General features: G+C 65.9%; 25 protein-coding genes. 12 read left to right on the top strand and 13 right to left on the bottom strand.

What is annotated here, in order from left to right; all coding sequences use genetic code 11:
• Positions 1–19: 19 nt before the first annotated feature.
• The 4 genes from G7Z99_RS05920 to gatC all read right to left on the bottom strand — a co-directional run bounded on the left by G7Z99_RS05920 (position 20) and on the right by gatC (position 3,827).
• Positions 20–391: a septal ring lytic transglycosylase RlpA family protein gene (locus G7Z99_RS05920; protein WP_060394860.1), complete on the bottom strand. Its 372-nt coding sequence runs from the start codon at positions 389–391 to the stop codon at positions 20–22.
• A 224-nt stretch (positions 392–615) separates the two neighbouring features.
• The gene (gene gatB / locus G7Z99_RS05915) at positions 616–2,061 is read right to left on the bottom strand and encodes an Asp-tRNA(Asn)/Glu-tRNA(Gln) amidotransferase subunit GatB (protein ID WP_181092646.1); all 1,446 of its coding nucleotides are present in this window, start codon (positions 2,059–2,061) and stop codon (positions 616–618) included.
• Between the two features lie 11 nt (positions 2,062–2,072).
• On the bottom strand, positions 2,073–3,524 hold the full coding sequence (gene gatA / locus G7Z99_RS05910; protein ID WP_181092645.1) for an Asp-tRNA(Asn)/Glu-tRNA(Gln) amidotransferase subunit GatA: 1,452 nt from the start codon (positions 3,522–3,524) through the stop codon (positions 2,073–2,075).
• 15 nt (positions 3,525–3,539) lie between these two features.
• Positions 3,540–3,827 (bottom strand): Asp-tRNA(Asn)/Glu-tRNA(Gln) amidotransferase subunit GatC, encoded by a 288-nt coding sequence (gatC, locus tag G7Z99_RS05905; RefSeq protein WP_060394857.1) that lies wholly within the window; start codon positions 3,825–3,827, stop codon positions 3,540–3,542.
• A 194-nt stretch (positions 3,828–4,021) separates the two neighbouring features.
• On the opposite strand from gatC, the gene mreB reads away from it, so the two are divergent.
• The 8 genes from mreB to tldD all read left to right on the top strand — a co-directional run bounded on the left by mreB (position 4,022) and on the right by tldD (position 15,164).
• Complete coding sequence (gene mreB / locus G7Z99_RS05900; RefSeq protein ID WP_003255163.1) at positions 4,022–5,059, top strand: rod shape-determining protein MreB; 1,038 nt, start codon at positions 4,022–4,024, stop codon at positions 5,057–5,059.
• Between the two features lie 192 nt (positions 5,060–5,251).
• On the top strand, positions 5,252–6,259 hold the full coding sequence (gene mreC / locus G7Z99_RS05895; protein WP_219854094.1) for a rod shape-determining protein MreC: 1,008 nt from the start codon (positions 5,252–5,254) through the stop codon (positions 6,257–6,259).
• Positions 6,259–6,747: a rod shape-determining protein MreD gene (gene mreD / locus G7Z99_RS05890; RefSeq protein ID WP_181092644.1), complete on the top strand. Its 489-nt coding sequence runs from the start codon at positions 6,259–6,261 to the stop codon at positions 6,745–6,747. Before mreC ends, mreD begins: the two co-directional genes overlap by 1 nt.
• Before the next feature lie 32 nt (positions 6,748–6,779).
• Positions 6,780–7,391, top strand: coding sequence for a Maf family protein (locus G7Z99_RS05885; RefSeq protein ID WP_181092643.1), 612 nt, complete (start codon positions 6,780–6,782; stop codon positions 7,389–7,391).
• 55 nt (positions 7,392–7,446) lie between these two features.
• Positions 7,447–8,904, top strand: a complete 1,458-nt coding sequence (gene rng, locus G7Z99_RS05880; RefSeq protein WP_181092642.1) for a ribonuclease G — start codon at positions 7,447–7,449, stop codon at positions 8,902–8,904.
• Between the two features lie 118 nt (positions 8,905–9,022).
• Entirely contained in the window at positions 9,023–12,871 is a 3,849-nt protein-coding gene (locus tag G7Z99_RS05875; protein ID WP_181092692.1) for a YhdP family protein, read from the top strand.
• Positions 12,871–13,722, top strand: coding sequence for a carbon-nitrogen hydrolase family protein (locus G7Z99_RS05870; protein ID WP_181092641.1), 852 nt, complete (start codon positions 12,871–12,873; stop codon positions 13,720–13,722). The genes G7Z99_RS05875 and G7Z99_RS05870 overlap by 1 nt, the downstream gene beginning before the upstream one ends.
• Positions 13,723–13,724: 2 nt before the next feature.
• Positions 13,725–15,164, top strand: coding sequence for a metalloprotease TldD (gene tldD, locus G7Z99_RS05865; RefSeq protein WP_181092640.1), 1,440 nt, complete (start codon positions 13,725–13,727; stop codon positions 15,162–15,164).
• Between the two features lie 63 nt (positions 15,165–15,227).
• On the opposite strand, the gene yjgA is transcribed toward tldD, so the two are convergent.
• On the bottom strand, positions 15,228–15,749 hold the full coding sequence (gene yjgA / locus G7Z99_RS05860; RefSeq protein WP_181092639.1) for a ribosome biogenesis factor YjgA: 522 nt from the start codon (positions 15,747–15,749) through the stop codon (positions 15,228–15,230).
• 107 nt (positions 15,750–15,856) lie between these two features.
• Here yjgA and pmbA point away from each other — a divergent pair, with 107 nt between their 5' ends.
• The 4 genes from pmbA to G7Z99_RS05840 all read left to right on the top strand — a co-directional run bounded on the left by pmbA (position 15,857) and on the right by G7Z99_RS05840 (position 20,271).
• On the top strand, positions 15,857–17,203 hold the full coding sequence (gene pmbA / locus G7Z99_RS05855; protein WP_181092638.1) for a metalloprotease PmbA: 1,347 nt from the start codon (positions 15,857–15,859) through the stop codon (positions 17,201–17,203).
• Between the two features lie 471 nt (positions 17,204–17,674).
• Positions 17,675–18,076 (top strand): FagA protein, encoded by a 402-nt coding sequence (locus G7Z99_RS05850; RefSeq protein WP_181092637.1) that lies wholly within the window; start codon positions 17,675–17,677, stop codon positions 18,074–18,076.
• Positions 18,069–19,445: a class II fumarate hydratase gene (locus tag G7Z99_RS05845; RefSeq protein ID WP_181092636.1), complete on the top strand. Its 1,377-nt coding sequence runs from the start codon at positions 18,069–18,071 to the stop codon at positions 19,443–19,445. Before G7Z99_RS05850 ends, G7Z99_RS05845 begins: the two co-directional genes overlap by 8 nt.
• Before the next feature lie 214 nt (positions 19,446–19,659).
• A complete protein-coding gene (locus G7Z99_RS05840) occupies positions 19,660–20,271 on the top strand; it encodes a superoxide dismutase (RefSeq protein WP_181092635.1) in 612 nt (203 codons plus the stop codon).
• A gap of 240 nt (positions 20,272–20,511) precedes the next feature.
• Here the strand turns inward: G7Z99_RS05840 and G7Z99_RS05835 are convergent, their stop codons facing one another.
• The 8 genes from G7Z99_RS05835 to lptC all read right to left on the bottom strand — a co-directional run bounded on the left by G7Z99_RS05835 (position 20,512) and on the right by lptC (position 26,037).
• Positions 20,512–20,784: an HPr family phosphocarrier protein gene (locus G7Z99_RS05835; RefSeq protein ID WP_181092634.1), complete on the bottom strand. Its 273-nt coding sequence runs from the start codon at positions 20,782–20,784 to the stop codon at positions 20,512–20,514.
• A gap of 19 nt (positions 20,785–20,803) precedes the next feature.
• Entirely contained in the window at positions 20,804–21,658 is an 855-nt protein-coding gene (gene rapZ, locus G7Z99_RS05830) for an RNase adapter RapZ (protein WP_181092633.1), read from the bottom strand.
• A gap of 2 nt (positions 21,659–21,660) precedes the next feature.
• Positions 21,661–22,125, bottom strand: a complete 465-nt coding sequence (ptsN, locus tag G7Z99_RS05825) for a PTS IIA-like nitrogen regulatory protein PtsN (protein WP_181092632.1) — start codon at positions 22,123–22,125, stop codon at positions 21,661–21,663.
• 10 nt (positions 22,126–22,135) lie between these two features.
• Complete coding sequence (gene hpf / locus G7Z99_RS05820; RefSeq protein WP_060394844.1) at positions 22,136–22,444, bottom strand: ribosome hibernation-promoting factor, HPF/YfiA family; 309 nt, start codon at positions 22,442–22,444, stop codon at positions 22,136–22,138.
• 77 nt (positions 22,445–22,521) lie between these two features.
• Positions 22,522–24,015: an RNA polymerase factor sigma-54 gene (locus tag G7Z99_RS05815; RefSeq protein ID WP_181092631.1), complete on the bottom strand. Its 1,494-nt coding sequence runs from the start codon at positions 24,013–24,015 to the stop codon at positions 22,522–22,524.
• A 212-nt stretch (positions 24,016–24,227) separates the two neighbouring features.
• Complete coding sequence (gene lptB, locus G7Z99_RS05810; protein ID WP_181092630.1) at positions 24,228–24,953, bottom strand: LPS export ABC transporter ATP-binding protein; 726 nt, start codon at positions 24,951–24,953, stop codon at positions 24,228–24,230.
• A complete protein-coding gene (gene lptA, locus G7Z99_RS05805) occupies positions 24,954–25,478 on the bottom strand; it encodes a lipopolysaccharide transport periplasmic protein LptA (protein ID WP_060394841.1) in 525 nt (174 codons plus the stop codon).
• The gene (gene lptC / locus G7Z99_RS05800) at positions 25,465–26,037 is read right to left on the bottom strand and encodes an LPS export ABC transporter periplasmic protein LptC (RefSeq protein WP_181092629.1); all 573 of its coding nucleotides are present in this window, start codon (positions 26,035–26,037) and stop codon (positions 25,465–25,467) included. The genes lptA and lptC overlap by 14 nt, the downstream gene beginning before the upstream one ends.
• Positions 26,038–26,097: the final 60 nt, after the last annotated feature.

Below are 26,097 nucleotides of genomic sequence, written 5' to 3'. Positions count from 1 at the left end.
TGGTCTGCTGCTCCTCTGCTCAGTCGCGCAAGCCTTGTACTCTAACCCGGGCCGTGCCGCTGCGCAGCATGCCGATCTGCGCCGCCGCGGCGCGCGACAGGTCGATCAGGCGGCCCCGCTGGTGCGGCCCTCGGTCGTTGATGCGTACCACGACGCTGCGCTGGTTGCTCAGGTTGGTGACACGCACCCGGCTGCCGAACGCCAGGCTGCGGTGTGCGGCGCTCAGGCCGCGCGCATTGAACGGTTCCCCGCTGGCGGTGCGCTTGCCTTGATGGCGCGCGCCATACCAGGAGGCCTTGCCGGTCTGGTCGTAGCCACGGGGGTCGACGTCATGGCTGGCGCAGCCGGCCAGCACGGCCGTCAGCGCCAGCGCGTAGAGTGGACGTTGCATTGCAGAATTCCTTGAGCCTGCTCCAGGCTGCACGGTGAAGCCTTGCTGCACTGCCTCTGTGGGAGCCGGCTTGCCGGCGAGGACAGGCGCCGGATGAGCGGGCCCATCGCCGGCAAGCCGGCTCCCACAGGGCAGCGCTGGTTCGGCCGAGCGGTGCCGAACCCGTGATGCCCAGGTCAGCAGGCCGGCCCTTGTCGGTGCCGGCCTGCTGACCTGGCGTGGCATCACCCTTCGAGTTTGGCCTTGAGCAGCTCGTTGACCTGCTGCGGGTTGGCCTTGCCCTTGGACGCCTTCATCGCCTGACCGACGAAGAAGCCGAACATCTTGCCGCGCTTGGCCTCGTCGGCGGCACGGTACTGCTCGACCTGATCGGCGTTGGCCGCCAGTACCGCCTCGAGCATCTGCTCGATGGCGCCGCTGTCGGTCACCTGCTTCAGGCCGCGGGCCTCGATGATGGCATCGGCATCGCCTTCACCGGCGGCCATCGCTTCGAACACGGTCTTGGCGATCTTGCCGCTGATGGTGTTGTCACGAAGGCGCAGCAGCATGCCGCCGAGCTGAGCGGCGCTGACCGGCGCCTGGTCGATCTCCACGCCGAGCTTGTTGAGCAGGCTGCCCAGCTCGACCATGACCCAGTTGGCCGCCAGCTTGGCGTCGCCGCCGATCTGCACGACCTGTTCGAAGTAGTCGGCCTGCTCGCGGCTCGACGCCAGCACGTTGGCATCGTAGGCCGACAGCCCGTACTGGGCCTGGAAGCGCTGCACCTTCTGCTGGGGCAGCTCGGGCAGGCTGGCGCGCGTGGCCTCGAGGAAGGCGTCCTCGATCACCACCGGCAACAGGTCCGGGTCGGGGAAGTAACGGTAGTCGTTGGCTTCCTCCTTGCTGCGCATCGAACGGGTCTCGTCCTTGTTCGGGTCGTACAGGCGGGTTTCCTGCACCACCTTGCCGCCGTCCTCGATCAGGTCGATCTGACGCTGGATCTCGCTGTTGATGGCGCGCTCGATGAAGCGGAACGAGTTGACGTTCTTGATCTCGCAGCGGGTGCCGAACTCGACCTGGCCCTTGGGCCGGATCGAGACGTTGCAGTCGCAGCGCAGCGAGCCTTCGGCCATGTTGCCGTCGCAGATGCCCAGGTAGCGCACCAGGGCGTGGATGGTCTTGACGTAGGCCACCGCTTCCTTGGCGCTGCGCATGTCGGGCTCGGAGACGATCTCCAGCAGCGGTGTGCCGGCGCGGTTCAGGTCGATGCCGGTGGCGCCATTGAAGTCTTCGTGCAGGCTCTTGCCGGCGTCTTCCTCCAGGTGCGCGCGGGTGATGCCGACGCGCTTGACGGTGCCGTCCTCCAGGGCGATGTCCAGGTGGCCCTTGCCGACGATCGGCAGGTCCATCTGGCTGATCTGGTAGCCCTTGGGCAGGTCGGGGTAGAAGTAGTTCTTGCGCGCGAACACGTTGCGCTGGCCGATCTCGGCATCGATCGCCAGGCCGAACATGCACGCCATGCGGACCGCTTCCTGGTTCAGCACCGGCAGGACCCCTGGCATGCCCAGGTCAACCAGGCTGGCCTGGGTGTTGGGCTCGGAACCGAAGGTGGTGGCGCTGCCGGAGAAGATCTTCGACTGGGTGGCGAGCTGGGTATGAATCTCCAGCCCGATCACAACTTCCCATTGCATGTGTGAATTCCTCAGAAGCCGGTAGGGACGCGGGTGTGCCAGTCGGTGACCTGCTGGTAGCGGTGCGCGACGTTGAGCAGGCGGCCTTCCTGGAAGTACGGCGCCAGCAGCTGCACGCCGACCGGCAGGCCGTCGACGAAACCGGCCGGCATCGACAGGCCGGGCAGGCCGGCCAGGTTGGCGGTGATGGTGTAGACGTCCTCGAGGTACGCCGCGACCGGGTCGTCGCCCTTGGCGCCCAGCTTCCAGGCCAGGTTCGGCGTGGTCGGGCCAAGGATCAGGTCGACGTCTTCGAAGGCGCTCATGAAATCGTTCTTGATCAGGCGGCGGATCTTCTGCGCCTTGAGGTAATAGGCGTCGTAGTAGCCGGCCGACAGCGCGTAGGCGCCGACCATGATGCGACGCTGCACTTCGGCACCGAAGCCTTCACCGCGCGAACGCTTGTACAGGTCGGTGAGGTCCTTGGGGTTCTCGCAGCGATGGCCGAAGCGCACGCCGTCGAAACGCGACAGGTTGGACGAGGCCTCGGCCGGGGCGATCACGTAGTAGGCCGGAATGGCGTGCTGCATGTTCGGCAGGCTGATCTCGCGGACCACGGCGCCGAGCGCTTCCAGTTCCTTGACGCTGGCCTGGACCAGGTCGGCGATGCGCGGGTCGAGGCCGGCACCGAAGTACTCCTTCGGCAGGCCGATGCGCAGGCCCTGCAGCGGAGCGTTCAGGCTGGCGCTGTAGTCCGGCACCGGTTCGTCGATGCTGGTGGAGTCCTTCGGATCGAAGCCGGCCATGCCTTGCAGCAGCAGCGCGCAGTCCTCGGCGGTACGGGCCATCGGCCCGCCCTGGTCGAGGCTCGAGGCGTAGGCGATCATGCCCCAGCGCGAGACGCGACCGTAGGTCGGCTTGAGGCCGGTGAGGTTGGTCAGCGCCGCCGGCTGGCGGATCGAGCCGCCGGTGTCGGTGCCGGTGGTGGCCGGCAGCAGACGCGCGGCCACGGCGGCGGCCGACCCTCCGGAGGAGCCGCCCGGGACGTGCTCCAGGTTCCACGGGTTCCTGACCGGGCCGTAGTGGCTCGATTCGTTGGCCGAGCCCATGGCGAACTCGTCCATGTTGGTCTTGCCCAGCGTCACCATGCCCGCCTGGGCGAGGCGTTCGACCACGGTGGCGTCGTAGGGCGCCTTGAACGAGTCGAGCATGCGCGAGCCGCAGCTGGTGCGCACGCCGGTGGTGCAGAACAGGTCCTTGTGGCCGATCGGTGCACCGAGCAGCGCCCCGGACTCGCCCGCTGCACGGCGCGCGTCGGCGGCCCGTGCCTGCTCGAGCGCCAGCGTGTCGGTCACGCTGATGAAGCTGTTGATCGAGGGGTCGAGCGACCGGATGCGCGCCAGCAGGGCGCCGGTCAGCTCTTCGGAAGAAAACGACTTGTCGGCGAGTCCGCGGGCGATCTCGGCCAGTGTCAATTGATGCATGGCAGGTGCTATCCCTTACTCGATGACTTTCGGAACCAGGTACAGACCGTTTTCGGTCGCGGGCGCGATGGCCTGGTAGGCGTCGCGCTGGTTGCGTTCGGTGACCTGATCGGCACGCAGGCGCTGGCTGGCCTCGAGCGGGTGGGCCAGCGGTTCGATGCCGTCGGTGTCGACGGCCTGCATCTGGTCGACCAGCCCGAGAATACTGTTCAAGGCGTCGGTGGTGCGTGGCAGCTCGCGCTCATCCAGGCCCAGGCGGGCCAGGTGGGCGATCTTCTCCACGTCGGAGCGTTGAAGCGCCATGGGGATCTCCAAGGGAAACGGAAGCGGCGGCGGTGAGGAACATGTTGGCATCATTGCGGTCCAATGGCCGCGATCATCTGCTGGCATGCTCGGAAAAACTGCCAATTTAACATATTGGCGCCTTGCCCAAAATCCCCGCCATTGTTAGAGTTTGCCGCACTTTTTACCCACGCTTTGCCTAGGGTCACTTTCCCATGTTCAAGAAACTGCGTGGCATGTTTTCCAGCGATCTGTCCATCGATCTGGGGACTGCCAACACCCTTATCTACGTGCGTGAGCGCGGTATCGTTCTGAATGAGCCCTCGGTCGTTGCCATCCGGACCCATGGCAACCAGAAAAGCGTCGTCGCCGTCGGTACCGAAGCCAAGCGCATGCTCGGCCGGACCCCCGGCAACATCGCGGCCATTCGTCCCATGAAGGACGGCGTGATCGCCGACTTCAGCGTGTGCGAAAAAATGTTGCAGTACTTCATCAACAAAGTGCACGAAAACAGCTTCCTGCAGCCCAGCCCGCGTGTGCTGATCTGCGTGCCGTGCAAGTCCACCCAGGTCGAGCGCCGCGCCATCCGCGAATCGGCCCTGGGTGCCGGTGCCCGTGAGGTGTTCCTGATCGAAGAGCCGATGGCCGCGGCCATCGGTGCCGGCCTGCCGGTCGAGGAAGCGCGCGGTTCCATGGTCGTCGACATCGGCGGCGGTACCACCGAGATCGCCCTGATCTCCCTGAACGGCGTGGTCTACGCCGAGTCGGTCCGGGTCGGCGGCGATCGCTTCGACGAAGCCATCGTCACCTACGTGCGCCGCAACTACGGCAGCCTGATCGGCGAGTCCACCGCCGAGCGCATCAAGCAGGAAATCGGCACCGCCTACCCTGGTGGCGAAGTCCGCGAAGTCGACGTGCGCGGGCGCAACCTGGCCGAAGGTGTGCCGCGTGCCTTCACGCTCAATTCCAACGAAGTGCTCGAAGCGTTGCAGGAATCCCTGGCGACCATCGTCCAGGCGGTCAAGAGCGCCCTGGAGCAGTCGCCGCCGGAACTGGCGTCCGACATCGCCGAGCGCGGCCTGGTGCTGACCGGCGGCGGCGCGTTGCTGCGTGACCTGGACAAGCTGCTGGCCCAGGAAACCGGGCTGCCGGTCATCGTCGCCGAAGACCCGCTGACCTGCGTCGCCCGTGGCGGCGGTCGTGCGCTGGAAATGATGGACAAGCACGCCATGGACCTGCTCTCCAGCGAGTGATGCTGACGCCGTGGGCGGCTCGCCCCGGTTTACAGTTGTCCTCAGCGATGCTACCTGTAGGCGCTGCGTGGCCCGTCCGACGGGCCCCGATGCAGCGACTCGCAGGCTGGGCCGCGTACCGTGGCCCCTCCACCCTGAACCGTCGTCCACGAGGAACGGCCCATTAAACCGCTTTTCTCCAAGGGCCCCTCGCTGGGCGTTCGTCTACTGGTGCTGGTGGTGCTGTCGATTGCCCTGATGGTGGTCGATGCGCGCTTTGCCGTGCTCAAACCCGTGCGCAGCCAGATGGGGCTGGTGCTGATGGAATCGTACTGGCTGACCGACCTGCCGCAGCGCGTGTGGCAAGGTGTGGCCGGCCAGTTCGGCAGCCGTACCGAACTGATCGCCGAGAACGAGAAGCTCAAGACCGAAGCCTTGCTGCTGCAAGGTCGCCTGCAGAAGCTGGCGGCCCTGACCGAGCAGAACGTGCGGCTGCGCGAGTTGCTCAACTCCTCGGCGCTGGTCAACGAGAAGGTCGAGGTCGCCGAGCTGATCGGCGTGGACCCGAACCCGTTCACTCACCGCATTCTGATCAACAAGGGGGAGCGCGACGGCGTGTTCCTCGGCCAGCCGGTGCTCGATGCCCGCGGCCTGATGGGCCAGGTGGTCGAACTGATGCCCTATACCTCGCGCGTCCTGCTGCTGACCGACTCCACCCACAGCATTCCAGTGCAGATCAACCGCAACGGTCTGCGGGCCATCGCCAGCGGCACCGGCAACCCGGAACGCCTGGAGCTGCGCCACGTCGCCGACACCGCCGACGTCAAGGAAGGCGACCTGCTGGTGAGTTCCGGCATGGGCCAGCGCTTCCCGGCCGGTTACCCCGTGGCCACCGTCAATGAAGTGATCCACGATTCGGGGCAGCCGTTCGCCATCGTGCGCGCCATCCCGACCGCCGCGCTCAACCGCAGCCGCTACATGCTGCTGGTGTTCACCGACAGCCGCACGCCCGAACAGCGCGCCACCGACGCCGCCATGGCCCAGGAGGAAGCCGACCGCAAACAGCTGCCAGCCGCCTCGGGCACGCCGGCCTCCGGCACGGGCCAGGCGCCGGGCGCTGCACCGGCCACCACCGCACCTGCGGCACCGACCGACGGCGCGGCACCCGCGTCGTCCCCATCCGTGGCACCGGCCACGTCCGCACCGCCACGGGGGCACTGATGGCTAGCGTTCGCAGCAAGAATGGCTGGGTGATCTGGCTGACCTTCGCGGTCGGTCTGCTGCTCAGCGTCTCTCCCATGCCGCAATTCATGGAAGTCTTCCGGCCAATGTGGCTGGCCATGCTGGTGGCCTTCTGGGCGCTGGCGGTGCCGAACCGGGTCGGCATGACCACGGCGTTCGTGCTGGGCCTGGCCGAGGATGTGCTGTACGGCACCCTGCTGGGGCAGAACGCGTTGATCCTGACGCTGATCACCTTCCTGGTGCTGTCGCTGCAGCAACGGCTGCGCATGTTCCCGCTGTGGCAGCAGAGCCTGGTGATCCTGGTGATCTTCGGCATCGCGCAACTGATCCAGCTCTGGCTCAGCGCCTTGACCGGCAACCGTCTGCCGACGCTCGCCCTGGTCTGGTCCGCTGTCGTCAGCGCCTTGCTCTGGCCCTGGCTGAGCTTCGCCCTGCGCGATGTGCGCAAACGCCTGGGCGTCAATTGAGCATCACGCCGGCTCGACAGGGAGACGTCCGCATGAACACGCTGTACCTGGCTTCCGCTTCCCCCCGCCGCCGCGAACTGTTGGCGCAGATCGGTGTGCCGCTCACGGTGGTCAGCGCGCCCATCGACGAATCGGTGCACCCCGACGAAACCGCGGCGGCCTACGTCGAGCGGCTGGCACGGGCCAAGGCCGAGACCGGGCTGGCGCGTCTCGCCGAGCCCGGCGTGGTGCTGGGGTCGGACACCGCCGTGGTGCTCGATGGGCAGATCCTCGGCAAGCCGGAGAGCCGCGCGCACGCCTTGGCCATGCTCGCGGCCCTGTCCGGTCGTCGCCACCAGGTCATGACTGCCGTCGCGGTGACGGATGGCGCGCGGTGTGAGAGCCTGTGCGTTGCGACCGAGGTGACGTTCCGCGTCATCGACGACGCCGAGGCGCAGCGCTACTGGGCCACCGGCGAGCCACTGGACAAGGCGGGCGGGTATGCTGTGCAGGGCCTGGGTGCCGTGTTCGTCACGGCCTTGCAGGGCAGCTACTCGGCCGTGGTCGGTCTGCCGCTGGCCGAAACCGCTGCACTGCTGGAGCGTTTTGGCGTGGCATGCTGGCAGATCCAGCCGGCTCCCGTCGAGGAGTCGCCCCTGCGCTAGTGGCCTGGTCCCGTGGCACGAGCCACCCTTACAAGAATTCTGACGAGAAGCGGCCATGAGCGAAGAGATCCTCATCAACATCACCCCGATGGAATCACGCGTGGCGGTCGTGGAGAACGGTGTCCTGCAGGAGGTGCACGTCGAGCGCACCCAGCGGCGGGGCATCGTCGGCAACATCTACAAGGGCAAGGTGGTGCGGGTCCTGCCGGGCATGCAGGCGGCGTTCGTCGACATCGGGCTGGAGCGGGCGGCCTTCATCCATGCCTCGGAGATTTCCCTGCGCGAAGGGTCGGCCGTCGAGACCATCAGCGCCCTGGTGCACGAAGGGCAGGCCCTGGTGGTGCAGGTCACCAAGGACCCTATCGGCAGCAAGGGCGCACGCCTGACCACGCAACTGTCCATTCCTTCGCGCTACCTGGTGTACATGCCGCGCAGCAGCCACGTCGGCATCTCCCTGAAGATCGAGGACGAAGCCGAGCGGGATCGGCTCAAGCAGGTGGTCACCGACTGCATGGCCCGCGAAGACATGAAGAACGCCGGCGGCTTCATCCTGCGCACGGCTGCCGAAGGGGCGCGCCCGGAAGACATTCTCCAGGACATCCGCTACCTGCGTCGGCTATGGGAGCAGATCGGCCAGCAGATCAAGACCTGCGGCGCGCCGACCGAGATCTACGAGGACCTGGGGCTGGCCCTGCGCACCCTGCGCGACCTGGTCAACGCCAAGATCGAGAAGATTCGCATCGATTCGCGCGAGACTTTCCAGAAGACCACCCAGTTCGTCGAAGAACTGATGCCGGAAATCGCCAACCGCCTGGAGCACTATCCCGGCGAGCGGCCGATCTTCGACCTCTATGGTGTCGAGGACGAGATCCAGCGGGCGCTGGAGCGCAAGGTGCCGCTCAAGTCCGGTGGCTACCTGGTGGTGGACCCGGCCGAGGCGATGACCACCATCGACGTCAACACGGGTGCCTTCGTCGGCCATCGCAACCTCGAGGAAACCATCTTCAAGACCAACCTGGAGGCCGCCACGGCCATCGCCCGGCAACTGCGGCTGCGCAACATCGGCGGGATCATCATCATCGACTTCATCGACATGGAGACCGAGGATCACCAGCGGCAAGTGCTGCGCACGCTGGAAAAACAGCTCGAGCGCGATCACGCCAAGACCAACATCATCGGCATCACCGAGCTGGGCCTGGTGCAGATGACCCGCAAGCGCACCCGCGAAAGCCTCGAGCAGGTGCTGTGCGAGCCCTGCCTGGCCTGCGTTGGGCGCGGCAAGCTGAAGACCCCGGAAACCGTGTGTTACGAAATTTTCCGCGAAATCCTGCGCGAAGCCCGGGCCTACCAGGCCGAGGGGTATCGGGTGCTGGCCAACCAGAAGGTGGTCGATCGCCTGCTGGACGAAGAGTCGGGCAATGTCGCCGAACTGGAGGCGTTCATTGGCCGAACCATTCGCTTTCAGGTCGAGTCCATGTATTCGCAGGAGCAATACGACGTGGTGCTGCTCTGAGACGTCCTGGCGTCGCCTTCCTCCTCAGTAAGCCGGGCAAAACCGCCGGGCACGCGGAAGGCACGTGGACGGCTCGGGTGGCATCGACTCCGTGGGCCTGTCTCGCTATGTCTTGGCCATGGAGCGTTCGATGCGTCCTTTCGCTGCGCTGATCCGCTGGGCCCTGGCCCTGTGCGCACTTTTCATCGTGCTGGTCGCCGTCTATGCGAGCCTGGGCCGCGCCCTGGTGCCGCTGGTCGCCGAGTACCGCAACCTGGTCGAAGCCAAGGCGCGCCAAGCCTTGGGCGTACCGGTGCGCATCGGTGCGCTGGAAGGGCAGTGGCAAGGCCTGGCGCCCGTGCTGACGCTGCGTGATGTGCAGGTGGGCGAGGGCGAACAGGTCCTGCACCTGGACCAGGCCCGTGTGGTGCCAGGGCTCTGGGCCAGCCTGCTGGCGCGCGAGCCGCGCCTGTCACGTCTTCAAGTGCAAGGCTTGCACCTGGGGCTGCGCGAAGATGCGAACGGGCGCTGGTCGGCCGACGGGGTGCCCTCTCGGGAAGAGGCGCCCAGCGACCCTGGACAGATGCTGCAGCGCCTGCGCCAGTTGGGCAGGGTCGACGTGCTCGACAGCCAACTGACGCTACGTCCTTGGCAGCACGCCCCGCTGACGCTCTCTTACGTCAACCTGGGCCTTCAGGCCGCCGCGCCGAACCAGCGCCTGGACGTGCAGGCCAACCTGCCCGATGGCCATCCGCTGAGCGTGAGCCTGCGTGCCCAGGTCGATCCGGACGCCTGGCGCGATGCTTCCTTCGAGGCCTATGTGCAGCTGCCGCAAGCCGACTGGGCCCGCTGGCTGCCGACCCACCTGTTGGGCGACTGGCACGCCAGCACGTTGCAGGCCGGGGGCGAGGCCTGGGTCGAGTGGCGACAGGGCCGCCTGCACAGTGCAGTGGCGAAGCTGGCGGCGCCGCGCCTCGAGGGCGCCCATGCCCGGCAAGCGCCGGTGGCCGTGCAGGACGTGGCCGTGTCGGCCTGGGTCGATCGGCGTGACGAGGGAATGCGGCTGACGGTCGATGCCTTGACCGCGACCGTGGGTCAGACGCCGCTGTCATCACGTCTGCTGGTGCGCCAGCAGGCCGGCCAGCAACCGGCCGACGAAACCTGGAACATCGACATCGACACACTGCCCCTGGCCCCGCTTACCCCGCTGGTCGATGCCCTGGCGCCGCTGCCGGAGGCCGCCAGAACCGCGATCGATGCCTTGCAGGTGACTGGCACGCTGCACAACGTGAAGCTGCAGGTCCGGCCCAAGGCCGAGGGTGCCCAGCGCCTGAGCTTCGCCGCCAACCTCGACCGGGTTGGCTTCGACGCCTACCATGGCGCGCCAGCGGCAGGGAACGTCAGCGGCAGTGTGCAGGGTGACCTGGGGCATGGCGAGCTGCGGCTCGACAGCGACGACTTCATGCTGCACCTGGACCCGATCTTCGCCAAGCCCTGGCATTACCCGAAGGCCAACGCGCGCCTGACCTGGCAGCTCGACGCCCAGCGCTTCACCCTGGCCGCTCCGTACATCAAGGTGCTGGGCGACGAAGGTCACATCGCCGCGGACTTCCTGATCCGCCTGCACCTGGACGATCACCGCGAGGACTACATGGACCTGCGCGTCGGCCTCACCGACGGCGACGGTCGCTACACCGCCAAGTACCTGCCTCAGGTGCTCAGCCCGGCACTGGACAAATGGCTGCGCAGTGCCATCGTCAAGGGCGCCGTCGACGAGGGCTACTTCCAGTACCAAGGGTCGCTCAGCCATGCGGCGCCCGCCCACTCACGCAGCATCAGCCTGTTCTTCAAGGTGCACGATGCGACCCTGGACTTCCAGCCAGGCTGGCCCCAGGTGCAGCAGGTCGACGGTCAGGTGTTCATCGAGAACTCGAGCGTGCGGGTCAAGGCGCGCCGCGGGATGCTGCTCGGTACGCGGGTCAGCGATGTCAGCGTCGACATTCCACCGGCCGAAGGCCAGCAGCACAGCCACCTGAACCTGGACGGCACCTTCGATGGCAGCCTGGGCGACGGGCTGAAGATTCTCCAGGAGGCGCCCATCGGCACCGGCGAGATCTTCGCCGGCTGGGAAGGCCAGGGGCCGCTGAAGGGCCGTGTCCGGCTCGGCATCCCACTGGGGGGCGAGCAGTCGCCCAAGGTCAGGGTCGATTTCCAGACCACCGACGCACGCTTGACGGTGGCGTCCCCACGCCTGGAGCTGAGCCGCCTGGGCGGCGAGTTCACCTTCGACCTGGACAAGGGCTTGAGCGGCACCGACATTCGCCTGCGGGCCTTCGACCGCCCGGTCACCGCCACCCTTGCGGCCGAAGGCGCACCCGGCCGCCTGCAGACCCGCATCGATGCGCAGGGCCAGGTGGCGCTGAAGGCGCTGACCGACTGGCTGCAGTTCGAACAGCCGCTGCCGGTGTCGGGTGAGATCCCCTATCGCCTGCGCCTCGACCTGGGTGCTCGCAACCAGCTCACGGTGAACTCGAACCTCAAGGGGGTGACGATCGACCTGCCAGCGCCGTTCGGCAAGGCCACCAGCACGGCGCGCGACAGTACCTTCGGCATGAGCCTGGACGGCGCGGAGCGGCGTCTCGAGGCGCGCTATGCCGGGCTGGCCACGCTGGTCTATGCCGCGCCGGCCGAGCGTCTCCTGCAGGGGCGTGGCGAGTTGCGCCTGGGGGGCGCCGAGGCCTTGCTGCCGGTCGAGCAGGGCCTGCGCGTCGCAGGGCGCCTGGACACGCTCGACATCCAGGCCTGGCAGAAGGCCCTGGAGCGGGCGGGCACCCTGGACGCAGCAGGCAGTGGCACCGGCGGCTCAAGCACCAATGGTTTGCAACAATGGCTGCAGTCGGTTCACCTCAGCATCGGACGCCTGACGGCCTTTGGCTTCGACCTGAACCAGGCGGTCGTTCGCCTGGCGCGGCTGTCACGCGGATGGGATCTACGGCTGGACAGCCGTGAGGTGATCGGCGACGCCCAGTTGCCGGACGCCAAGCAGGCACCGATGGTAGTGCGCCTGCGCACGTTGCGCCTGCCCGCGGGCGACGAGACCCAGGACCGCGCCGAGGACGTCCCCGACCCGTTGGCCAGCTTCGATCCACGTCAGGCACCGATGCTCGACCTGAGCATCGACAAGCTCTATCGCGGTGACGCGTTCTACGGCCGCTGGGCCATGCAGTTGCGACCGACGGCCAAGGGCGTGGACGTGAACGCCATCGACCTGGACCTCAAGGGGCTGCGCATCGAAGGCCAGGCTGCATGGGAGGGCACTCCGGGTGCCACGACCAGCGCGTTCAAGGGCCGTCTGCATGGGGGTGATCTGGGCGCGGTATTGAAGGCCTGGGGCTTTGCGCCGACCGTCACCAGCCGTGCGTTCCGCGTGGACGCCGACGGCCGCTGGCCGGGCTCGCCCGCCTGGATCGCCCTGAAGCGCTTCTCCGGCAGCCTCGACGCGTCACTGCGCGACGGCCAGTTCGTGGAGATCGAGGGCGGTGCGCAGGCCTTGCGGGTCTTCGGGCTGCTCAACTTCAACGCCATCGGTCGACGGCTGCGCCTGGACTTCTCCGACCTGCTGGGCAAGGGCCTGGCCTACGACCGGGTCAAGGGCCTGCTGATGGCCAGTGAAGGCGTCTACGTGACCCGTGAACCCATCAGCGTCACCAGCCCGTCGAGCAATCTCGACCTGGAGGGCACGCTGGACCTGGCGCGCGAGCGCGTCGTCGCCAACCTGCGCGTGAGCCTGCCGGTCACCGACAACCTGCCCCTGGCGGCGATCCTGGTGGGCGCGCCCGTGGTCGGGGGCGCCCTGTTCCTGGTCGACCAGCTGATCGGGGACAAGGTCTCGCGCTTCGCCAGCGTGAATTATCACGTCGTCGGCCCCCTGAAAGCGCCTAGAATCACCTTTGTGAAGCCCTTTCAGAGACCACGCAAGGAGCGCTGATGAAGGCAGCGGTGATTCAGATGGTCAGCCAGCAGGACGTGCGTGCCAACCTGGCGCAGGCGCGTGCCCTGCTCGAGCAGGCCGCCGAAGGTGGGGCGCGGCTGGCGGTGTTGCCCGAAAACTTCGCCGCCATGGGGTGTCGCGACGCCGCCGGCCTGGGGCGGGCAGAAGCATCGGGCGACGGGCCGATCCTGCCCTGGTTGAAACGCACGGCCCGTGACCTCACCTTATGGATCGTGGCCGGCACCGTGCCGTTGCCACCGCTCGATCGTCCCGACGCCAAACCGCGTGCCTGCTCGCTGCTGGTCGACGCCCAAGGGGAGATCGTGGCACGGTATGACAAGCTGCACCTGTTCGATGTCGACGTGGCCGATCATCGAGGCCGCTACCGCGAGTCGGACGACTATGCCCATGGCCTGGAGGTGGTGGTGGCCGACACACCGGTCGGGCGCCTGGGCCTGAGCGTGTGCTATGACCTGCGCTTCCCGGAGCTGTACAGCGCCCTGCGCGCCGCCGGAGCAGAACTGATCAGCGCCCCGTCGGCCTTCACGGCGGTGACCGGTGCCGCGCATTGGGAGGTGCTGATCCGGGCGCGGGCCATCGAGACCCAGTGCTACCTGCTGGCTGCGGCCCAGGGTGGCACGCACCCGGGACCGAGGGAAACCTTCGGCCATGCCGCGATCGTCGACCCCTGGGGGCGCGTGATCGCGCAACAGGCCCAGGGCGAAGCCGTGCTGATCGCCACGCGCGACAGCCAAGAACAGGCGTCCATCCGGGCGCGCATGCCGGTGCTGGCGCACCGACGCTTTTCCTCGCGGGACGCTGTGCGGCCCGCGCCTATTTCGGAGTGATTATGAGCCAGATGTTAACCACCGTCAGCGAGCAGTTGCTGACCCCGGGCGGTCTGACCCTGGACAGCCTGCAGACGGTGCTGGGCGAGCTGGCCAGCCCTGGCATCGATGCTGCGGACCTGTACTTCCAGGGGCAGATATCGGAAACCTGGGCCTTGGAAGACGGCATCGTCAAGGAAGGCAGCTTCAACCTCGACCAAGGGGTCGGGGTGCGTGCCCAGTCGGGTGAGAAGACCGGCTTCGCCTACAGCAACGCCATCAACCTCGAAGCGCTGACCTCGGCGGCACGCGCCGCGCGGTCGATCTCCCGTGCCGGCCAGAACGCGCAGGTCCAGGCGTTTCGCAGCCAGGACGTCGCTGCGCTGTATGCGCCGGACAATCCCCTGGATGTGCTCAGCCGTGCGGAAAAGGTCGAGCTGCTCAAGCGGGTCGATGCCGCCACGCGTGCGCTGGACCCTCGGATCCAGCAGGTCAGCGTCAGCATGGCCGGCGTCTGGGAGCGTATCCTGGTCGCCGCAGCCGATGGCAGTCTGGCGGCCGACGTGCGCCCGCTGGTGCGGTTCAACGTCAGCGTGATCGTCGAGCACAACGGCCGTCGTGAGCGGGGCGGGCAGGGCGGCGGCGGCCGTACCGACTACCGCCACTTCACCGAAGAGCGTGTGATGGGCTACGCCCGCGAAGCGTTGCGCCAGGCACTGGTCAACCTCGAGGCGAAGCCGGCGCCGGCCGGTACGCTGCCCGTGGTGCTGGGCCCAGGCTGGTCCGGCGTGCTGCTGCACGAAGCGGTCGGGCACGGGCTGGAAGGCGACTTCAACCGCAAGGGCAGCTCGGCCTACAGCGGCAAGATCGGCCAGAAGGTGGCCTCCAGCCTGTGCACCATCGTCGATGACGGTACCTTGCCCGATCGACGCGGCTCGCTCAGCGTGGACGACGAAGGTACGCCGACCGAGTGCACCACGCTGATCGAGAACGGCATCCTCAAAGGCTACATGCAGGACAAGCTCAACGCGCGGTTGATGGGCATGGCGGTCACCGGCAACGGTCGGCGCGAGTCCTATGCGCACCTGCCGATGCCGCGCATGACCAACACCTACATGCGCGCCGGCGACAGCGACCCGCAAGAGATCATCGCGTCGGTGAAACGCGGGTTGTACTGCGCCAACCTGGGCGGTGGGCAGGTGGACATCACCAGCGGCAAGTTCGTCTTCTCCACCAGCGAGGCCTACTTGATCGAGGACGGCAAGATCACCACGCCGGTCAAGGGCGCGACGCTGATCGGCAATGGGCCGGAGGCGATGAGCCGGGTCTCGATGGTCGGCAACGACCTGGCGCTCGACAGTGGCGTGGGCACCTGCGGCAAGGATGGTCAGTCGGTGCCGGTGGGTGTCGGCCAGCCGACGCTCAAGCTCGACGCGATCACCGTGGGGGGCACCGGCGGGTGAAGCGCCGTTCGACGCCCGGCGCTGCCCGTGCCGAGGCACGGGTGGCCAGGCGTGCTGCGCCGATCAGCGCAGGCCGCGCTGGGTCTCGTCGAGGTCGCGGATGTACTTGAAGACCTTGCGCGCCGCCGCCGGCGGCTTGCCGCGGGCCTTCTCGTGCTGCGCGTGGCGGATCAGCGAGCGCAGGTGCTGGCGATCGGTGTCCGGGTACTCGTTGACGAAGCGTTCCAGGTCCTCGTCGTTGCCGTCGACCAATCGGTCGCGCCAGCGCTCCAGGCCGTGGAAGCGTTCGTTGTACTCGCGCGTCGAGCTGTCGAGCTGGTCGATCACCGACGTGATGGCCTCGACGTCCTGGTCGCGCATCAGCTTGCCGACGAACGACATGTGTCGCTTGCGGGCGATGTGCGCGGTGTGCTTGCTGGCTTCGGCCAGTGCCTTGCGCAGCGCATCGGTCAAAGGCAGGCGTGCCAGGGTGTCGGCCTTGAGCGTGGTGAGGCGCTCGCCGAGTTCGACCAGCGCATGCAGCTCGCGCTTGATCTGGGTTTTGCTTTTTTCGCCATCGAAGGCGTCGTCGTAAGAATCAACCATGGGGGCCGTCCGCTGAAAAACGCCGCCATGATAACCAGTCGGAGGCAGCTTGTCCGATCCGCTCGGACGAAGACCTCCGCCGAATACAGAATCAGTGGGAGACAACCATGAGCGCAGTCCAGAGCATAGGCCCGCAGGACCTGCCGGCCTTGCAGGAACAAGTCGAGCAGATCATCGACGAAGCCCGCCGTCAGGGCGCCAGCGCCTGCGAGGTGGCCGTCTCGCTGGAGCAGGGCCTGTCCACCACGGTCCGCCAGCGCGAGGTCGAGACGGTGGAGTTCAACCGTGACCAGGGGTTTGGCATCACGCTCTATGTCGGGCAACGCAAAGGCTCGGCCAGCACCTCGGCCAGCGGCGCCGAGGCCATTCGCGAAACCGTCGCGGCCGCCCTGGCGATCGCCAAGCACACCTCCGAGGACGACTGCTCGGGGTTGGCCGATGCGGCGCTGATGGCACGCGAGCTGCCGGACCTCGATCTCTATCACGCCTGGGACGTTTCGCCCGAGCGCGCCATCGAGCTTGCGTTGGACTGTGAAGCCGCCGCGTTCGAGGCCGATTCGCGAATCAGCAACGCCGATGGCACCAGCCTCAACACCCACCAGGGGTGCCGTGTCTACGGCAACAGCCATGGTTTCGTCGGGGGCTACGCTTCGACGCGGCACAGCCTGAGCTGCGTGATGATCGCCGAGGGCGACGGCCAGATGCAGCGCGACTACTGGTACGACGTCAATCGCCAGGGCCACCTGCTGGCCGACCCTCGCAGCATCGGTCAACGGGCCGCGCAACGCGCCGCCAGCCGGCTGGGCGCGCGTCCGGTGCCCACGTGCGAAGTGCCGGTGCTGTTCTCGGCCGAGCTGGCCGGTGGCCTGTTCGGCAGCTTCCTGTCGGCCATTTCGGGGGGCAACCTGTATCGCAAGTCGTCCTTCCTCGAAGGCGCCCTGGGGCAACGCCTGTTTCCAGAGTGGCTGACCCTGGACGAACGTCCTCACCTGCCGCGTGCTCTGGCCAGCGCAGCCTTCGATGGCGATGGCCTGGCCACCTATGCCAAGCCGTTCGTCGAAAAGGGCGAGCTGGTGTCGTATGTGCTGGGGACTTATTCCGGCCGCAAGCTGGGGCTGCCGAGCACGGCCAACTCAGGGGGCGTGCACAACCTCTTCGTCACCCATGGCGACCAGGACCAGGCCGCGTTGATCCGACAGATGGGCAAGGGGTTGCTGGTCACCGAACTGATGGGGCATGGCCTGAACATGGTGACAGGCGACTATTCCCGAGGCGCGGCAGGGTATTGGGTGGAGAACGGCGAGATCCAGTTCGCGGTCCAGGAAGTGACCATTGCCGGCAACATGAAGGACATGTTCGAAAAGATCGTCGCCATCGGCAGCGACGTCGAAACGCGCAGCAACATCCACACCGGTTCGGTGCTGATCGAGCGCATGACCGTGGCAGGCAGTTAAGGCGCCGGGTCTGTCACGCGAGTGACGATCGGCTTGCTGCAGCCTGCGACGGGCAGGCTGCAGAGGCTGATTACCCTGGCGTTCGCCACTCGATTCGAATCGCCTTCCAAGAGCGGCTTGCGCCGCCCATCGCGGGCAAGCCCGCTCCCACAAGATAGCGATCATTACGCCGATACCTGTGTGGAATCGGAGCCTGTGTGGCTGGCTTTGCCAGCGATAAAGCTTGGCCAGACGCCGCCTGCCTCGCGGGCAAGCCCGCTCCCACAGGAGGAGTGATCATTACGCTGGTATCTGTGTGGAATAGGGACCTGTGGGAGCGGGCTTGCCCGCGATGGTGTCCGATCAGACGCCGCCTGCATCGCGGGCAAGCCAGCGATGTAGACGAAGACATTACAGGCCCACGCGTGGCTCCCACTTGAAGTGATTCAATTTATCACTTAATAATGAATATCATTACCTAAGCAACTGGCGATGATGTTCATGAAAACCGTCCTTCACGAATTGCCCTACCTGGAAAACTGGCGCTGGCTCAGCTGCCGCATCCGGTGTGCGCTCGAGCCCGACGAGCCGCGTGTGATCGAGCATTACCTGGCCGAAGGGCGCTACCTGGTGTGCTGCACCGACACCTCGCCCTGGACGGTGGCCCTGACCTCGTTCCGCCTGCTGCTCGACACGGCCTGTGACCGCATGCTGCCCTGGCACTGGCGCTGTATCTGCCTGGACCAGGCCTGGCGACCGCTGCTGCAACTGCGCACCCTCGACCGAGAGGCACGCAACGACCGCTGGCAGCCCTATGCCATGCAGCTGGCCACCTGCGTGCTGCTGCCTTCGATTTCCTCCGACGAACTGATGCAAGGACATGACGATGAGTGATACCCGTATCGAACGCGACAGCATGGGCGAGCTGCAGGTGCCTGCGCAGGCCCTGTACGGCGCCCAGACCCAGCGCGCGGTCGATAACTTCCCGATCAGTGGCCAGCGCATGCCGGCCCAGTTCATCCGTGCCCTGCTGTTGGCCAAGTCGGCCGCCGCCAAGGCCAACGTCGAGCTGGAGCAGATCAGCGCGGGGCAGGGCGGGGCCATCGTCGGGGCCGTGGAGCAACTGCTGGCAGGCGACTTCCTCCAGCATTTCCCGGTGGACGTCTTCCAGACCGGCTCTGGCACCAGTTCGAACATGAATGCCAATGAAGTCATCGCCACTCTGGCGACGCGGCTCCTGGGCGAGCCGGTGAATGCCAACGACCACGTCAACTGCGGCCAGAGCAGCAACGACATCATTCCGACCACGCTGCACGTCAGTGCCGCGCTGGGCCTGCACGAACAGCTGCTGCCCGCACTGCGCCACCTGATCGACACCCTCGACACCAAGGCCGTGCAGGTGCATGCCCACGTCAAGACGGGGCGCACCCACCTCATGGATGCCATGCCGGTGCGCATGAGCCAGGTGCTCGGTGGCTGGTCGGCGCAGATCAAGGGGGCAGTGGCGCACCTCGAGGGCACGTTGCCCAGCCTTCAGGCGCTGGCCCAGGGCGGCACCGCGGTCGGCACGGGCATCAACGCGCACCCGCAGTTCAGTGCAGGCTTTGCCCGCCAGCTCAGCGACCTGACCCAGGTGGACTTCGCGCCGGGTGACAACCTGTTCGCCTTGATCGGCTCGCAGGACACCGCCGTGGCCGTGTCCGGGCAACTCAAGACCACTGCCGTCGCGCTGATGAAGATCGCCAACGACCTGCGCTGGATGAACTCCGGCCCGCTGGCCGGCCTGGGCGAGATCGAGCTGGAGGCCCTGCAGCCTGGCTCGTCGATCATGCCTGGCAAGGTCAACCCGGTGATCCCGGAGGCCACGGCCATGGTCGCCGCCCAGGTGATCGGCAACGACGCGACCATCGCCGTGGCCGGGCAATCGGGCAACTTCGAGCTGAACGTGATGCTGCCGGTGATCGCGCGCAACCTGCTGGAAAGCATCGCCCTGCTGGCCAATGCCAGCCGCCTGCTGGCCGACAAGGCCATCGCCAGCTTCAAGGTCAATGAAGGCAAGCTCAAGGAGGCGTTGTCGCGCAATCCGATCCTGGTGACCGCGCTGAACCCGATCATCGGTTACCTGAAGGCCGCCGAGATCGCCAAGACGGCCTATCGCCAAGGCCGGCCGATCATCGAGGTGGCCCTCGAGCACACCGACCTGTCCCGTGAGCAGCTCGACACCCTGCTCGACCCTGAAAAGCTCACGGCAGGCGGTATCTGACCGGTCATCGACCCTGCGTGGCGGCGATGCCGCTGCGTGTCACCGTCATGCCTCATGGCGCCAGCACGCCTGCTGGCGCAGAACGTGACCGGCAAGCACGGTCGATGCCTGGGTGTACCGAACGTCTGCTCGTCCGATCGAGACGGCAGGCGAGCGCACTCATGTAGTCACCTGCTGTCGGACTTAATAACCCCACCACATGGAATCCATTGTCATGTCCCATAGCTTGCCTGAACTGGCCTACGCCTACGATGCCCTGGAACCGCACATCGATGCGAAGACCATGGAAATCCACCACACTAAGCATCACCAGACCTACATCAACAACCTCAACGCTGCCATCGATGGCACCGAGTACGCCGAATGGCCGCTCGAGAAGCTGGTCGCCTCGGTCAAGCAGCTGCCTGAAAAGCTGCAGGGCCCGGTGATCAACCAAGGCGGCGGCCACGCCAACCACACCCTGTTCTGGACCGTGATGTCGCCACAGGGCGGTGGTCAGCCACAAGGTGAGGTGGCCAAGGCCATCGACGCGCAACTGGGCGGTTTCGAGGCGTTCAAGGAGGCCTTCACCAAGGCCGCGCTGAGCCGCTTCGGCAGCGGCTGGGCCTGGCTGAGTGTTACGCCCGAGAAGAAGCTGGTCGTCGAAAGCAGCGGTAACCAGGACAGCCCGCTGATGCATGGCAACACGCCGATCCTGGGGCTGGACGTCTGGGAACACGCGTACTACCTCAAGTACCAGAACCGTCGTCCCGAGTACATTGGCGCCTTCTACAACGTGGTCGATTGGGCCGAAGTGGAACGCCGTTATGCTGAAGCCGTGAAGTGAGCCATTGATCATGCGCCTCGGAGCGATGTCGACCAGTAGCCTGCGGCAGTTCAGGTTCGTGCTCGGTACTGCGCTGCTGCTGGCCGGCACCGTGCTCCTGATGGCGCGTGGGCTCGCCTGGCTGGGCTTCTGACAGTACAGGTGATCCGTGTTCGAGGGAGCGTCCTGCTCCCTTCGGGCATGGCCCCGCGCCGCCCGTCATTGAGCGAACCCCGCACTGTCAGGTAGGGAAGCCGGGTGTCACTCGCCTTCGTCGAAGCGATTCTCGATCAGTGCCACCACGGCGTCCATCGCCTCCTGCTCCTGCTCACCGTCGGTGTACAGATGCACCTGGGTGCCCTTGCCGGCGGCCAGCATCATCACGGCCATGATGCTCTTGCCGTCGATCAAGGCGTCCGCGGTTCGCCCGATCCTGACCTGGCACGGGAAGCGACCGGCCACGCCAACGAACTTGGCGGCCGCGCGGGCATGCAGGCCCAACTTGTTGATGATGGTGATTTCGCGGGCGGGCATCGTAGGGTGGATCCTGTGGCTAGAGGTCGCGGTGGCGAACCTGAACGTTTTTCAAGGTCTGCTGGAGCAGTCGCCCGAGCCGTTCGGTCAAGTAGACCGAGCGATGGTGACCGCCCGTGCAGCCGATGGCAATGGTCACGTAGGCGCGGTTGCTGGCGGCGAAGCGTGGCAGCCACTTGACCAGGTAGCCCGAGATGTCCTGGAACATGTCTTCGACGTCGGGCTGGGCCGCCAGGTAGTCGATGACGGGCTGCTCCAGCCCAGAATGGTCGCGCAATTCAGGCTTCCAGTACGGGTTCGGCAGGCAGCGCACGTCGAATACCACGTCGGCGTCCACCGGCATGCCGCGCTTGAACCCGAACGATTCGACCAGAAACGCCGTGCCGGGCTCGGGCTTGTCGAGCAGCCGCAGGGTGATGGAGTCGCGCAGTTGGTACAGGTTCAGGCGGGTGGTGTCGATCTTGAGGTCGGCCAGGTCGGCAATCGGCCCCAGCAGCTCGGTCTCGACGCGAATCGCCTCGGCCAGCGAGCGGTTGGCGTTGGTCAGCGGATGGCGTCGACGTGTCTCCGAGAAACGCTTGAGCAACACGTCTTCGTCCGCATCGAGGTACAGCACGTCGCACTGGATGTGCCGGGCACGGGTGCTCTCGAGCAATTCGGGAAACTGGAGCAGGTGCGTGGGCAGGTTGCGGGCATCGATCGACACCGCGACCTTCGGTTGCATCATGTCGGTGTTGAGCAGGGCGTTCTCCGCCAGTTGCGGCAACAGGGCCGCTGGCAGGTTGTCGATGCAGTAGAAGCCGTTGTCTTCCAGAACGTTCAGGGCCGTGCTCTTGCCGGAACCAGACCGGCCACTGACGACGATCAGGCGCATGCTCAAGCCTCTTTCTGTGTGTCCAGAACCACGTGGTAAAGGGCTTCGCTGCTCTGCGCATTGCGCAGGCGGTCACGGATGTCCTGGCGATCCAGCATGCTGGCGATCTGGCGCAGCAGCTCCAGATGCGCTTCGGTGGCCGCCTCCGGGACCAGCAGCACGAACAGCAAGTCCACCGGTGCGCCGTCGATGGCGTCGTAGTCGATGGGCTTTTCCAGCTTGACCAGGGCGCTGACCGGTGTGTTGCAACCGGCCAGGCGGCAGTGGGGGATGGCGATACCGTTGCCGAAGCCGGTGGAGCCCAGCTTCTCGCGGGCGAACAGCTTGGCGAACACGTCGTCCTCGCGCAGTTCGGACACCTCGTGGGCGATCAGGCGGGCGACGTTCTGGAGGGCGCTTTTCTTGCTGCCTCCCGGCGCGTTCACTTGGGAACGGCCGGGGGTCAGGATGGTTTCGAGTCGGATCATGAAGTGGGGATCAGCGAGCTGCGGCACCTTGCAGCAGACTCTGCTGTTTTTCCTTGTGTTTTTTCAGTTGGCGGTCGAGCTTGTCGGCCAGGGCGTCGATGGCTGCATACATGTCTTCGTGTTCGGCATTGGCGACCACCTCGCCACCAGGAATCTGCAAGGTCGCTTCGACTTTCTGCTGAAGCTTTTCGACCTTCATGATGACCTGCACGTTGGTGATCTTGTCGAAATGACCCTCCAGGCGCTTGAGCTTCTGGTCGAGGTAGTCGCGCAGTGGCTGAGTGACTTCGACATGGTGTCCACTGATGTTGACTTGCATACAGCTTCTCCTTGTGTTGCCCGTGCATAAAGCGGCAGGTGTTGCACCTGCCACCAGAACGCTGTGGCACATCCAGGCTACATCAGTCGCTTGCGTTCGCTCGACGGTGCGATGCCGAGCGACTCACGGTACTTGGCGACCGTTCGACGCGCGACCTGGATGCCTTGTGCCTCCAGTAAACCAGCGATCTTGCTGTCGCTCAATGGCTTTTTCTGATTTTCCGCCGCCACCAGTTTCTTGATGATCGCGCGGATCGCCGTGGACGAGCATTCACCGCCTTCGGCCGTGCTGACGTGGCTGGAGAAAAAGTATTTCAACTCGTAGATGCCACGCGGGGTGTGCATGTACTTCTGGGTGGTCACGCGGGAGATGGTCGACTCGTGCATGCCGACGGCCTCGGCGATGTCATGCAGCACCAGCGGCTTCATCGCCTCGTCGCCATGGTCGAGGAACCCGCGCTGGTGTTCGACGATCTGGGTGGCCACCTTCATCAGGGTTTCGTTGCGGCTCTGCAGGCTCTTGATGAACCAGCGCGCCTCCTGCAACTGGTTGCGCATGAAGGTGTTGTCGGCGCTGGTGTCGGCGCGGCGCACGAAACCGGCGTACTGCGCGTTGACGCGCAGCCGGGGCACCGCTTCCTGGTTGAGCTCGACCAGCCAGCGGTCGTGGTGCTTGCGCACGATCACGTCCGGGACCACGTACTCGGGCTCGCTCGACTCGATCTGCAGGCCAGGACGGGGGTTCAGACGCTGCACCAGTTCGATGACCTGGCGAAGCTCGTCTTCCTTGAGCTTCATGCGCCGCATCAACTGGCTGTAGTCGCGTGCCCCGAGCAGGTCGATGTAGTCGGTGACCAGGCGCTGCGCCTCGCCCATCCACGGTGTGCTGGCCGGCAGCTGGCGCAACTGCAGCAGCAGGCATTCACCCAGGGTGCGTGCCCCGATGCCGGCCGGCTCGAACTGCTGGATGCGGTGCAGCACCGCCTCGACTTCGTCGAGCTCGATGTCCAGCTCAGGGTCGAACGAGGCGCAGATCTCCTCGAGGGTCTCCTCCAGGTAGCCACGGTCGTTGATCGAGTCGATCAGGGTGACGGCGATCAGGCGGTCGGTATCGGACATCGGCGCCAGGTTCAGCTGCCAGAGCAGGTGGCTCTGCAGGCTCTCACCGACCGAGGTGCGGGTGGTGAAGTCCCACTCGTCGTCATCGCCCGCCGGCAGGCTGCTGGCGCTGGTCTGGTAGATGTCCTCCCAGGCCGTGTCGACAGGCAGTTCGCTGGGGATGCGTTCGTTCCATTCGCCGTCTTCCAGGTTGTCGGCGCTCAAGGCGTTGTCCTGGTGGCTGGTGTCCTGGATTTCGGCAACCGGCTTGCTTTCGGCGTTGTCGGCCATCGGGTCGCTGTTGTCGAAATCCTCGCCGTCTTCCTGACGTTCGAGCATCGGGTTCGATTCCAGCGCCTCCTGGATCTCTTGCTGGAGGTCCAGGGTGGAAAGCTGGAGCAGACGAATGGCCTGTTGCAACTGCGGGGTCATCGTCAGTTGCTGGCCCATTTTTAGGACGAGCGATGCTTTCATGGCTGGGGCTTAATACCTTGTTCGCCGGCGCGCCTGCGCCATCCACTACACATATGCCAGGGCGCCGGAGCGCCGATCACGAAGAGGTCATATGCCTGAATTTGCCGCGTTTGCCTAGGCTTGACGTGTAAAGGCATGGCGTGCCATGGCACGCTGGCGCGCCACCGCTCGTGCCTGTACCGCCCAGGAGGCACTGGCCCCCCGGATCGGGATCACAGGCGGAACTCGTGCCCCAGGTAGACTTCCTTGACCAGGTCGTTCGACAAGATGGTCTGGGCGTCGCCTTCGGCGATCAGCTGGCCATCGTTGACGATGTAGGCCGTCTCGCAGATGTCCAGCGTTTCGCGAACGTTGTGGTCGGTGATCAACACCCCGATGCCCTTGGCCTTGAGGTGATGGATGATCTGCTTGATGTCCCCCACCGAGATCGGGTCGACACCGGCGAAGGGTTCGTCCAGCAGGATGAACTTGGGTGCGGTGGCCAGGGCTCGGGCGATTTCGACGCGGCGTCGTTCGCCCCCGGACAGGCTCATGCCGAGGTTGTCGCGGATGTGCGTGATGTGGAACTCCTGGAGCAACCCCTCGAGTTCCTTGCGACGGCCTTCCTGGTCGAGTTCCTTGCGGGTCTCGAGGATCGCCATGATGTTGTCGGCCACCGACAGCTTGCGGAAGATCGAGGCTTCCTGGGGCAGGTAGCCGATCCCGGCGCGTGCGCGGCCGTGCATGGGCTGGTGGCTGACGTCCAGGGTGTCGATCAGGACGCGGCCCTGGTCGGCCTGCACCAGGCCGACGATCATGTAGAAGCAGGTGGTCTTGCCGGCGCCGTTGGGGCCGAGCAGGCCGACGATCTGCCCGCTCTCGATCGACAGGCTGACGTCGCGAACCACTTGGCGGCCCTTGTAGCTCTTGGCCAGATGCTGGGCTTTGAGGGTTGCCATTTACTCGGCCTTCTTCTTCGGCTGGATCACCATGTCGATGCGCTGGCGGGGCGACGTCACGTTGCCACCCCGGCCGGCGGTCGCGACCTGGGTCTTGGTGTTGTAGACGATCTTCTCGCCTTCGGTGCTGTTGCCTTCGTTGGTGACCTTGGCGCGGTCGGTCAGCACGATCGTGTCCTTGAGGGCCTGGTACTGGATGGTGACCGCCCAGCCTTGCATCTTGTCGGGCTTGGCCGCGCTCTGGCGCTGCTCGAAGTAGGCCAGGTTGCCGACCGAGGTGACCACGTCGATGTCGCCGGAGCTGGCGCGGGTGATGGTGACCTTGTTGCCCTTGATGACCATGGAGCCCTGGGTGATCACCACGTCGCCGGTATAGGTCGCCACGCCCTGCTTGTCGTCGAGGTGGGCGTCGTCGGCCTGGATGCGGATAGGCTGGTCACGGTCGGTCGGCAGGGCCCAGGCGCTCGCGCTTCCCAGTGCCGCGCTCAGGCTGAGCAAAAAGGGGAGGGTTTTAACGAGCCTCATACTGTCCTCTTACGTTGGACAGCAGGTCCATCCTGCCGTCTTTCAAATAGGCTTTCATGCCTGTGCCCGTAGTCGTGCCACCGGCGCCGTCGATTCTAACGGCTTGCTCGGTCTGCGCATATTGCTTCTGCGGGAACACGGTCATGCGCGTGGTGGTGATGATGGTGTCGCGCTTGCGTTCGTCGGTACGCGCAACGCGCACCTTGTCGATCAGTTCGACCTCGGTACCGTCCGGATTGACCTCGGCGCGCTCGCTGGTGACGTGCCAGGGATAGGGGGTGCCGCGGTACATCTGCAGGTCCGGGCGGGTCAGCAGGGTCACCTCGCTGGCCTTCATGTGCTCGACCTTGTCGGCGGTCATGTCGTACTGCATCTTGCCGTCCGGCAGGTACTGGACGCTGTGCGCGTTGATCGCGTAGTAGTCGATGGCGCTCTCGTCGACCTGGGCCGCCGGCTTCTCCAGGAAGCTCTCGGGGCTCACGTTCCAGTAGCCGATCGCGCCCAGCACGGCGGCGATCGCGACCAGCATGGCGATGTTGCGGGCTTTCTTGCTGAACATACGAAGCTCTACAGAAGGTTGGCGATGACACGGTCCCGGTCATCCCGGACGTGCAGCATA

Origin of the sequence: Pseudomonas entomophila (assembly GCF_013523165.1) — a bacterium.
Taxonomy (GTDB): domain Bacteria; phylum Pseudomonadota; class Gammaproteobacteria; order Pseudomonadales; family Pseudomonadaceae; genus Aquipseudomonas; species Aquipseudomonas entomophila_A.
The sequence above is the reverse complement of the archived record's forward strand: the minus strand, read 5'-3'. Positions and strand labels throughout refer to the sequence as shown.

What these genes read in the sequence shown, in the direction of transcription:
- G7Z99_RS05920 (WP_060394860.1), bottom strand. Translation starts at nt 391, where the DNA reads ATGCAACGTCCACTCTACGCGCTGGCGCTGACGGCCGTGCTGGCCGGC.
- gatB (WP_181092646.1), bottom strand. Translation starts at nt 2,061, where the DNA reads ATGCAATGGGAAGTTGTGATCGGGCTGGAGATTCATACCCAGCTCGCC.
- gatA (WP_181092645.1), bottom strand. Translation starts at nt 3,524, where the DNA reads ATGCATCAATTGACACTGGCCGAGATCGCCCGCGGACTCGCCGACAAG.
- gatC (WP_060394857.1), bottom strand. Translation starts at nt 3,827, where the DNA reads ATGGCGCTTCAACGCTCCGACGTGGAGAAGATCGCCCACCTGGCCCGC.
- mreB (WP_003255163.1), top strand. Translation starts at nt 4,022, where the DNA reads ATGTTCAAGAAACTGCGTGGCATGTTTTCCAGCGATCTGTCCATCGAT.
- mreD (WP_181092644.1), top strand. Translation starts at nt 6,259, where the DNA reads ATGGCTAGCGTTCGCAGCAAGAATGGCTGGGTGATCTGGCTGACCTTC.
- G7Z99_RS05885 (WP_181092643.1), top strand. Translation starts at nt 6,780, where the DNA reads ATGAACACGCTGTACCTGGCTTCCGCTTCCCCCCGCCGCCGCGAACTG.
- rng (WP_181092642.1), top strand. Translation starts at nt 7,447, where the DNA reads ATGAGCGAAGAGATCCTCATCAACATCACCCCGATGGAATCACGCGTG.
- G7Z99_RS05875 (WP_181092692.1), top strand. Translation starts at nt 9,023, where the DNA reads ATGGAGCGTTCGATGCGTCCTTTCGCTGCGCTGATCCGCTGGGCCCTG.
- G7Z99_RS05870 (WP_181092641.1), top strand. Translation starts at nt 12,871, where the DNA reads ATGAAGGCAGCGGTGATTCAGATGGTCAGCCAGCAGGACGTGCGTGCC.
- tldD (WP_181092640.1), top strand. Translation starts at nt 13,725, where the DNA reads ATGAGCCAGATGTTAACCACCGTCAGCGAGCAGTTGCTGACCCCGGGC.
- yjgA (WP_181092639.1), bottom strand. Translation starts at nt 15,749, where the DNA reads ATGGTTGATTCTTACGACGACGCCTTCGATGGCGAAAAAAGCAAAACC.
- pmbA (WP_181092638.1), top strand. Translation starts at nt 15,857, where the DNA reads ATGAGCGCAGTCCAGAGCATAGGCCCGCAGGACCTGCCGGCCTTGCAG.
- G7Z99_RS05850 (WP_181092637.1), top strand. Translation starts at nt 17,675, where the DNA reads ATGATGTTCATGAAAACCGTCCTTCACGAATTGCCCTACCTGGAAAAC.
- G7Z99_RS05845 (WP_181092636.1), top strand. Translation starts at nt 18,069, where the DNA reads ATGAGTGATACCCGTATCGAACGCGACAGCATGGGCGAGCTGCAGGTG.
- G7Z99_RS05840 (WP_181092635.1), top strand. Translation starts at nt 19,660, where the DNA reads ATGTCCCATAGCTTGCCTGAACTGGCCTACGCCTACGATGCCCTGGAA.
- G7Z99_RS05835 (WP_181092634.1), bottom strand. Translation starts at nt 20,784, where the DNA reads ATGCCCGCCCGCGAAATCACCATCATCAACAAGTTGGGCCTGCATGCC.
- rapZ (WP_181092633.1), bottom strand. Translation starts at nt 21,658, where the DNA reads ATGCGCCTGATCGTCGTCAGTGGCCGGTCTGGTTCCGGCAAGAGCACG.
- ptsN (WP_181092632.1), bottom strand. Translation starts at nt 22,125, where the DNA reads ATGATCCGACTCGAAACCATCCTGACCCCCGGCCGTTCCCAAGTGAAC.
- hpf (WP_060394844.1), bottom strand. Translation starts at nt 22,444, where the DNA reads ATGCAAGTCAACATCAGTGGACACCATGTCGAAGTCACTCAGCCACTG.
- G7Z99_RS05815 (WP_181092631.1), bottom strand. Translation starts at nt 24,015, where the DNA reads ATGAAAGCATCGCTCGTCCTAAAAATGGGCCAGCAACTGACGATGACC.
- lptB (WP_181092630.1), bottom strand. Translation starts at nt 24,953, where the DNA reads ATGGCAACCCTCAAAGCCCAGCATCTGGCCAAGAGCTACAAGGGCCGC.
- lptA (WP_060394841.1), bottom strand. Translation starts at nt 25,478, where the DNA reads ATGAGGCTCGTTAAAACCCTCCCCTTTTTGCTCAGCCTGAGCGCGGCA.
- lptC (WP_181092629.1), bottom strand. Translation starts at nt 26,037, where the DNA reads ATGTTCAGCAAGAAAGCCCGCAACATCGCCATGCTGGTCGCGATCGCC.